This is a genomic window from Tabrizicola sp. (assembly GCF_031377265.1).
GTDB lineage: Bacteria > Pseudomonadota > Alphaproteobacteria > Rhodobacterales > Rhodobacteraceae > JAUYQR01.
The window spans coordinates 1-6,626 of the sequence record NZ_JANMET010000103.1 but is presented as its reverse complement, the minus strand read 5'-3'; the positions used below and the strand labels follow the sequence as shown (position 1 = coordinate 6,626).

The window sequence follows — 6,626 nt, the reverse complement described above, 5'->3', positions numbered from 1 at the left end:
CCTGCGGGACGGCCTTCAAGAAACGGGTATGAATCCGGATCGAAGAGCCGACCATGACGGGCGGGAAATCGACGTTGACGCGTTGGGCTTTGGGATGGACCATCCGGCTTTTGCTGCGGTCGATGAAGGCCTCGATCTCGTCGCTGCCTTCGTCGAACAGGCGATCGAATTCTTCGACCGTGATGGTGCGCGAGCCGTCAACGCTCGTCACCGTGCCCTTGCTCTGGGTAACAACGTTCATAGTCATCCACCTCGTCCTTTCGCGCCCGGCGCACGGAAATGATCCGCAAAGCCGCGCCTCTTTCCGTGTAAACTGCAGACCAGAACGTCGCTCCGATCCGCGCTGTCCGCAACTTTCTTGCCTCACCTGTATAGGCCAGGACCTGGTCCAGCCCCGCAACCCGCCACAATGCCTGCGCCTCGACGAAGTCGATGCCGTGCTTGTGGTGGTTGGCCGCGCTCTTGACCGGGTCGAACTCGAATTCTTCCATTATGGTTGCAAAACTATACCATTACAACTCTAAACCAGCACCGCCCCCCTGGCTCCGATCACCCCCGCCGTATCCGCATCGCCCAAGAGCATCTCGTTATGCGGCTTGCCGCTCGGGATCATCGGAAAGCAGTTTTCGTGCTTTTCGACCCGGCAGTCAAAGATCACCGGACCGTCATAGGCCAGCATTTCCTTGATCGCCTCGTCGAGATCGGCGGGGTCGTCGATGCGGATGCCTTTGCAGCCGAACGCCTCGGCCAGTTTCACGAAATCCGGGAGCGATTCCGACCACGACGACGAATACCGCTCGCCATGCAGTAGCTCCTGCCACTGGCGGACCATGCCGAGGCGTTCGTTGTTCAGGATGAACTGCTTCACCGGCGTGCGGAACTGCATCGCGGTGCCCATTTCCTGCATGTTCATCAGCCACGACGCCTCACCCGCGACGTTGATCACCAGCGCGTCGGGATGCGCGATCTGCACGCCGATGGAGGCGGGCAGGCCGTAGCCCATGGTCCCAAGGCCGCCGGAGGTCATCCAGCGGTTGGGGTCCTCGAAATCAAGGAACTGGGCGGCCCACATCTGGTGCTGGCCAACCTCGGTGGTGATATAGCGGTCGCGCCCCTTGGTCAGCGCCTCCAGCCGTTCGAGGGCATATTGCGGTTTGATCACCTTGTCGGAGTTCTTGTAGGTCAGGCATTTGACGGCGCGCCATTCGTTGATCTGGCGCCACCACTTCGCCAGCCCGTCCTTGTTGGTCTTGGACCCGCGCGCCTTCCACTGGCGCAGAACTTCGGCCAGCACTTCGGCGACATCGCCAACGATGCCCACATCGACCCGGATCACCTTGTTGATCGATGAGGGGTCGATGTCGATATGCGCCTTGCGCGAGCGGGGGGAGAAATCCTTGATCCGCCCGGTGATCCGGTCGTCGAACCGCGCGCCGATGTTGATCATCACGTCGCAGCCATGCATGGCGAGGTTCGCCTCGTACAGCCCGTGCATCCCCAGCATGCCAAGCCAGTTCTTCCCCGATGCCGGATAGCTGCCCAGACCCATCAACGTCGAGGTGATCGGGAAGTCGGTAGCGGCGGTCAGTTCGCGCAGCAGCTGGCTCGCCTTGGGGCCGGAGTTGATCACGCCGCCGCCGGTGTAAAAGACCGGGCGTTCAGCGGTTTCCATCATCTCGACCAGACGGGCGATCTGGTCGGGGTCGCCGACGGTTTTCGGCTGGTAATGTGGAATGCGAACCTTTTCCATCGGCGTGTAGTCGGCGGTCGCGAACTGCACGTCTTTCGGGATGTCCACCAGCACCGGGCCGGGGCGGCCTTTCATGGCGACATGGAACGCCTGATGGATGGTTTCCGACAGTTTCGCTGTGTCCTTGACCAGCCAGTTCATCTTGGTGCAGGGGCGGGTGATGCCCACCGTATCGGCCTCTTGAAAGCCATCCGTGCCGATCATGAAGGTCGGGACCTGACCCGTGATCACAAGGATCGGGATGCTGTCCATCAGCGCATCGGTCAGGCCGGTCACCGCATTGGTGGCCCCGGGGCCGGAGGTCACCAGCGCGACGCCCACCTTGCCGGTGCTGCGCGCATAGCCCTCGGCCATGTGAACGGCACCCTGTTCATGGCGCACAAGGATATGGCGGATGTCGTTCTGCTGGAAAATCTCGTCATAGATCGGAAGGACCGCGCCACCCGGATAGCCAAAGACGACTTCGACACCCTGATCCTTCAGGGCCTGAACCACCATCCGTGCACCGGTCATCTGCTTGGTCATTTCCGTCTCTCCTTCGCGCAACAAAAAGCCCCCGGTTTTCAATCGGGGGCGCATGGGAACCTGAACTGGGTCAAACCGTTACCGGCCCATGCGCGTCCTTCCTACGATGACAAGAATTAGGGCCATGGGCCGCTCCCTCACGTTCGGTTGGAACCTTAGGAGGGGATATGACGGGCGTCAACCGGATTTGCAAACAGAAAGTGTCGCAATCTGTGGTAATTTTTGAACATTTGTTGCTAATTCGCGATCCGGAGCGCAACTTTAGGATTTTTCATCGAAATTGCACAGAGCCTGCGCGCATGCGACTCGCTTTTCAGGGCGACTTCCCCACGTCAGCGGAATAGACGGGCGGCACCGAAGACCCGGCTCCGCCGGATCAGGACAGGGAATACCGACATGAAGCTCTATTTCACCCCCGGAACTTGCGCGCTGGCTTGCCACATCGCGCTTTATGAGACGGGCGCGCCGTTCAGCGCCGAGCGTGTCGATCTGCGCACCAAGACCACGGCTGACGGTGCGGATTACCGCAAGATCAACCCGAAGGGATCTGTGCCTGCGCTGGAAATCTCGCCCGGCGTGGTGCTGACCGAAGGCGTGGCCATCATGCAATACGCAGCCGACAGCGTTGGTGGGGCAGGGATTGCGCCCGCGACTGGCACATTGGAGCGGGCACGGATGCAGGAAGCGATGAACTTCATCAGCGGTGAGTTGCACAAAACCGGCTACGGCCCGCTGTTCCGCCCCGGCCAAACCGATGAGGCGCGTCAGGCTCAGCTGGCCCTGATCGACGGCAAGCTTGGTTGGATCGAAGGCCTGCTGTCTGACGGGCGGGATTATCTGGTGACCAGCGGTTATACGCTTGCTGACGGGTACCTGTTCACCATCACCGGCTGGTCCAAGGGTTTCGGCCATGATCTGTCGCGCTATCCCGGCATCGTGGCGCTGCGCCAACGGGTTGCCGCGCGGCCCGCGGTGCAGGCGGCGATGCGTGCGGAAGGTATGCTCTGACACACCGAAGGGGCGGGTGACCGCCCCTTTGTCGTCTTGCGGTGAAGTCAGGTCGCGCCATCAGGGCAAGGTATCCCGCATAGCCGGCCAGCAGCACGCCCCTTGCAATGCGCCGCAGGCCGCCCAGCATTGCGGCAATCACCGTCAAACCCACCGCAGATACTGCAACCCACGGCGTGTCGATGGCAGCAAAACGCGCCTCCGACGGGATCGGATGGATCAGTGCGGTGATCCCCAGAACGCCGAAGATATTGAAGATGTTGGAACCGACGATGTTGCCGACGGCAATCTCTGTCTGCTTGCGGATGGCGGCGATGATGCTGGTGGCCATCTCGGGCAGGCTGGTGCTTGCCCGTGACGAACGCCACCACCAGAAACATCGCAGGTCCAAGCAACAGCAAGATGCCGTCCAGCCGCCACACCAGGCCATCCATCAGCATCACCCGGATGGCGGCTGTCGCCAACAGCATGAAGGCAAGGTCGCTCCATATCCGGCGCGCGGGAATAAGCAGCGGCGCGGTCAGCGCAGAAATCCCAAGGATCAGCAGGATATTGGCGATCTTGGAACCAAGGATGGTGCCAATCGCAGTTGCGGGCTGGCGCTAAAGCGCCGTCTGCAACGAGACCGGCAACTCGGGTGCCGACGTGCCGACGCCAACGACCGTCAGGCCGATCACCATAGGTGCCAGGCGGACGTGGCGGGCGACGGCGTATGCGCCCCGAACCATAAATTCACCACCGAAGAATAGGGCTGCCAGCCCGATCACGAACAAACATAGGTCAAGCCATCACTCCCCTCGATTTATCCGGGAGGTGAGCGAAGACTGAGCTGAATGCAAGTGCGGAGTAAACGGCAGCACGTGGAAAGTTTCCCAGCAGGCAGCCGATCTGCGCCCTATTCCGCCTTGTAGCAGACGGCATTCAGTTTGTTGCCATCCGGGTCGCGTACATATGCCGCATAGAAGTGCGGGCCGTAGTGTGGGCGTAGCCCAGGTGCGCCCTGATCAACCCCGCCTGCGGCCAAGGCTGCCGCGTGAAACGCATCGACGGCGGCACGCGAGGTGGCAAGGAGCGATACCATGGTGCCATTGCCCACCCCTGCACGACCGCCGTCGAAAGGCTCGGTCAGCCACAGATGTGGGCCTGGATCATCCAGCCCCCACGCTGCCGAGGTGCCAGCAGGATCGTAGTCATCAATCCGGTGGTGGCCGAGCGGCGCAAGGGCCGCATCGTAGAATGTGGTTGCTTTGGCGATATCGTTGGTTCCAAGCGCAACATAGCTGAACATCATCGCCCCCACACCGCGATTATTACTTGTGCACGTCTGATTCTCAGTTTGCATCGACTTGGCATCGACGCAAGGACTTGCCTGCAACTGAACCCTCCGGTTGATAGCGCCAACAGCGCCGCAATGCAGGGGGATAGCCGCATTTGGTAAGAAAATATAACCAAAAGTCCCGCACTGCCGCAGATTTTGGTTCTCAACCGGAGGAGCGGGCTTTAGGGTTCATGGCGCAGACACGCCCGATGCAGACCAAAGCACAACACAATAGGGCACACAGTAGAGGAGGACTGAATGGATCGTCGCTCGTTCTTGACGAAAGCCACCGTAGGGGGAGCCATGGCTGCCGGGGCAACTGCCTTGGCCGCACCAGCAATTGCACAAGAGGCGCCAACCGTCACTTGGCGGGTTGCCTCGGGCTTCCCGAAATCGCTCGACACAATCTATGGCGCCGCCGAGACGATGTCGAAATACGTGGCCGAGGCCACTGACGGCAAGTTCGTGCTGCAAGTGTTTCCGGCCGGCGAACTTGTTCCCGGCCTTGAAGCAGCCGAGGCTGCGGCAACCGGTTCGGTCGAAATGGCGCATACCGCTGCCTACTACGACTGGGGCAAAGACCCGACCAACGCGCTTGGCACCACGGTGCCGTTCGGCCTGAACTACCGCCAGATGAACGCCTGGCTGTACCATGGCGGCGGCATCGACATGCTGAACGAATTCTATAACACCCGGAACCTGCAGTACATTCCCTGCGGCAACACCGGCGTGCAGATGGGCGGCTGGTACCGCAAGGAAATCACCAGCGTTGCCGACCTTGTTGGCCTGAAGATGCGGATTGGCGGCTTTGGCGGCAAGATCATCGAAAAGCTGGGCGTGGTGCCGCAGCAGATCGCCGGCGGCGACATCTATCCAAGCCTGGAAAAGGGCACCATCGACGCTGCAGAATTCGTCGGCCCCTATGACGACGAAAAGCTCGGCTTCTACAAAGTGGCGCCGTTCTACTACTATCCCGGCTGGTGGGAAGGTGGACCGACCCTGTCGGCCATGATCAACCTTGCCAAGTGGAATGAACTGACGCCCACCTATCAGGGCATCATGCGCACCGCCTGCGAGGCCGCCAACTCCAACATGATGGCGAATTACGACTGGAAGAACGTGACCGCGCTGAAAACGCTGGTGGCCAATGGCGCGCAACTGCGCCCGTTCCCGCAGGACGTGATGAATGCGGCCTATGAGGCGGCGACCTCGACCTACGCCGAGATCAGCGCCACCAACGCGCCGTTCAAGAAGATCTACGACAGCCAGCAAGCGTTCAAGCGCGACGCTTACCTTTGGGCGCAGATCGCCGAATACAACTACGATGTGTTCATGATGGCGCAGCAGCAGGCCGGCAAACTCTGATCCGACCCCGAAAATGAGGACGGCCCCGGAGGAAACTCCGGGGCCGTTTTCGTTTTGCCAGGGCGTTTCCGGTTTCAGCGCCGGATGTGGCGCAAACGCAAGGGCCGGCAGCACTGCGCTGCCGGCCCTTGTTTGTTGGCCATCGTGGCGGATCAGGGATTGATCGCTGGCGCCCCAAGCTTTGGCGCACCCAGCGTCAGCCCGGTGCCACCACCGGGTGCCACAAGCGTGGTTGTCGGTGCAGGGATGTTGATCTGAACATTGCTCGGATCTATCGGGGCCCCCTTGTAGTGCATCACCATCTGCGGAAAGGCGATCACCAGGCCGACCATGAACACCTGGATGATCACGAACGGCACGGCGCCCCAGTAGATCTGGCCGGTGGTGACCTTGGCGACGCGCCTGCCGGTGATCTTGTCGCTGTAGTCGTCGTTCGGAGCGACGCTGCGCAGGTAGAACAGGGCGAAACCGAACGGCGGATGCATGAACGAGGTCTGCATGTTGACCGCCAGCAGCACGCCGAACCAGACCAGGTCGATGCCCATCTTCTCCGCCACCGGCCCGATCAGCGGAATGATGATGAAGGCGAGCTCGAAGAAGTCGAGGAAGAAGGCGAGGATGAAGATCAGGACGTTGACGACGATCAGGAAGCCGAGCTGG

Annotated in this window: 6 protein-coding genes and 3 pseudogenes; 2 read left to right on the top strand and 7 right to left on the bottom strand. The window is 61.0% G+C overall.

All coding sequences use genetic code 11. The features are described 5' to 3' along the window. The 3 genes and pseudogenes from RMO18_RS06025 to RMO18_RS06015 all read right to left on the bottom strand — a co-directional run. A pseudogene (locus RMO18_RS06025) lies at positions 1–241 on the bottom strand (hypothetical protein); the annotation flags it as partial. Next, positions 198–491 (bottom strand): BrnT family toxin, encoded by a 294-nt coding sequence (locus RMO18_RS06020; protein ID WP_309664568.1) that lies wholly within the window; start codon positions 489–491, stop codon positions 198–200. The pseudogene RMO18_RS06025 and the gene RMO18_RS06020, both read right to left, overlap by 44 nt. 29 nt (positions 492–520) lie before the next feature. Then, positions 521–2,275, bottom strand: coding sequence for an acetolactate synthase 3 large subunit (locus RMO18_RS06015; RefSeq protein ID WP_309664567.1), 1,755 nt, complete (start codon positions 2,273–2,275; stop codon positions 521–523). 396 nt (positions 2,276–2,671) lie between these two features. On the opposite strand from RMO18_RS06015, the gene RMO18_RS06010 reads away from it, so the two are divergent. After that, positions 2,672–3,283, top strand: a complete 612-nt coding sequence (locus RMO18_RS06010; RefSeq protein ID WP_309664566.1) for a glutathione binding-like protein — start codon at positions 2,672–2,674, stop codon at positions 3,281–3,283. 118 nt (positions 3,284–3,401) lie between these two features. Here the strand turns inward: RMO18_RS06010 and RMO18_RS06005 are convergent. From RMO18_RS06005 to RMO18_RS05995, 3 genes and pseudogenes are all read right to left on the bottom strand, one after another. Then, positions 3,402–3,614 (bottom strand): annotated as a pseudogene (locus RMO18_RS06005) (sodium:calcium antiporter); the annotation flags it as partial. A gap of 88 nt (positions 3,615–3,702) precedes the next feature. Further along, a pseudogene (locus RMO18_RS06000) lies at positions 3,703–4,011 on the bottom strand (sodium:calcium antiporter); the annotation flags it as partial. Between the two features lie 167 nt (positions 4,012–4,178). Beyond that, positions 4,179–4,571, bottom strand: a complete 393-nt coding sequence (locus tag RMO18_RS05995) for a VOC family protein (protein WP_309664565.1) — start codon at positions 4,569–4,571, stop codon at positions 4,179–4,181. A gap of 288 nt (positions 4,572–4,859) precedes the next feature. On the opposite strand from RMO18_RS05995, the gene RMO18_RS05990 reads away from it, so the two are divergent. Further along, positions 4,860–5,966: a TRAP transporter substrate-binding protein gene (locus RMO18_RS05990; protein WP_309664564.1), complete on the top strand. Its 1,107-nt coding sequence runs from the start codon at positions 4,860–4,862 to the stop codon at positions 5,964–5,966. Between the two features lie 152 nt (positions 5,967–6,118). Here RMO18_RS05990 and RMO18_RS05985 read toward each other — a convergent pair. Next, positions 6,119–6,626 (bottom strand): TRAP transporter large permease subunit (locus RMO18_RS05985; RefSeq protein ID WP_309664563.1); only part of this gene is annotated, 508 nt, incomplete at its 5' end.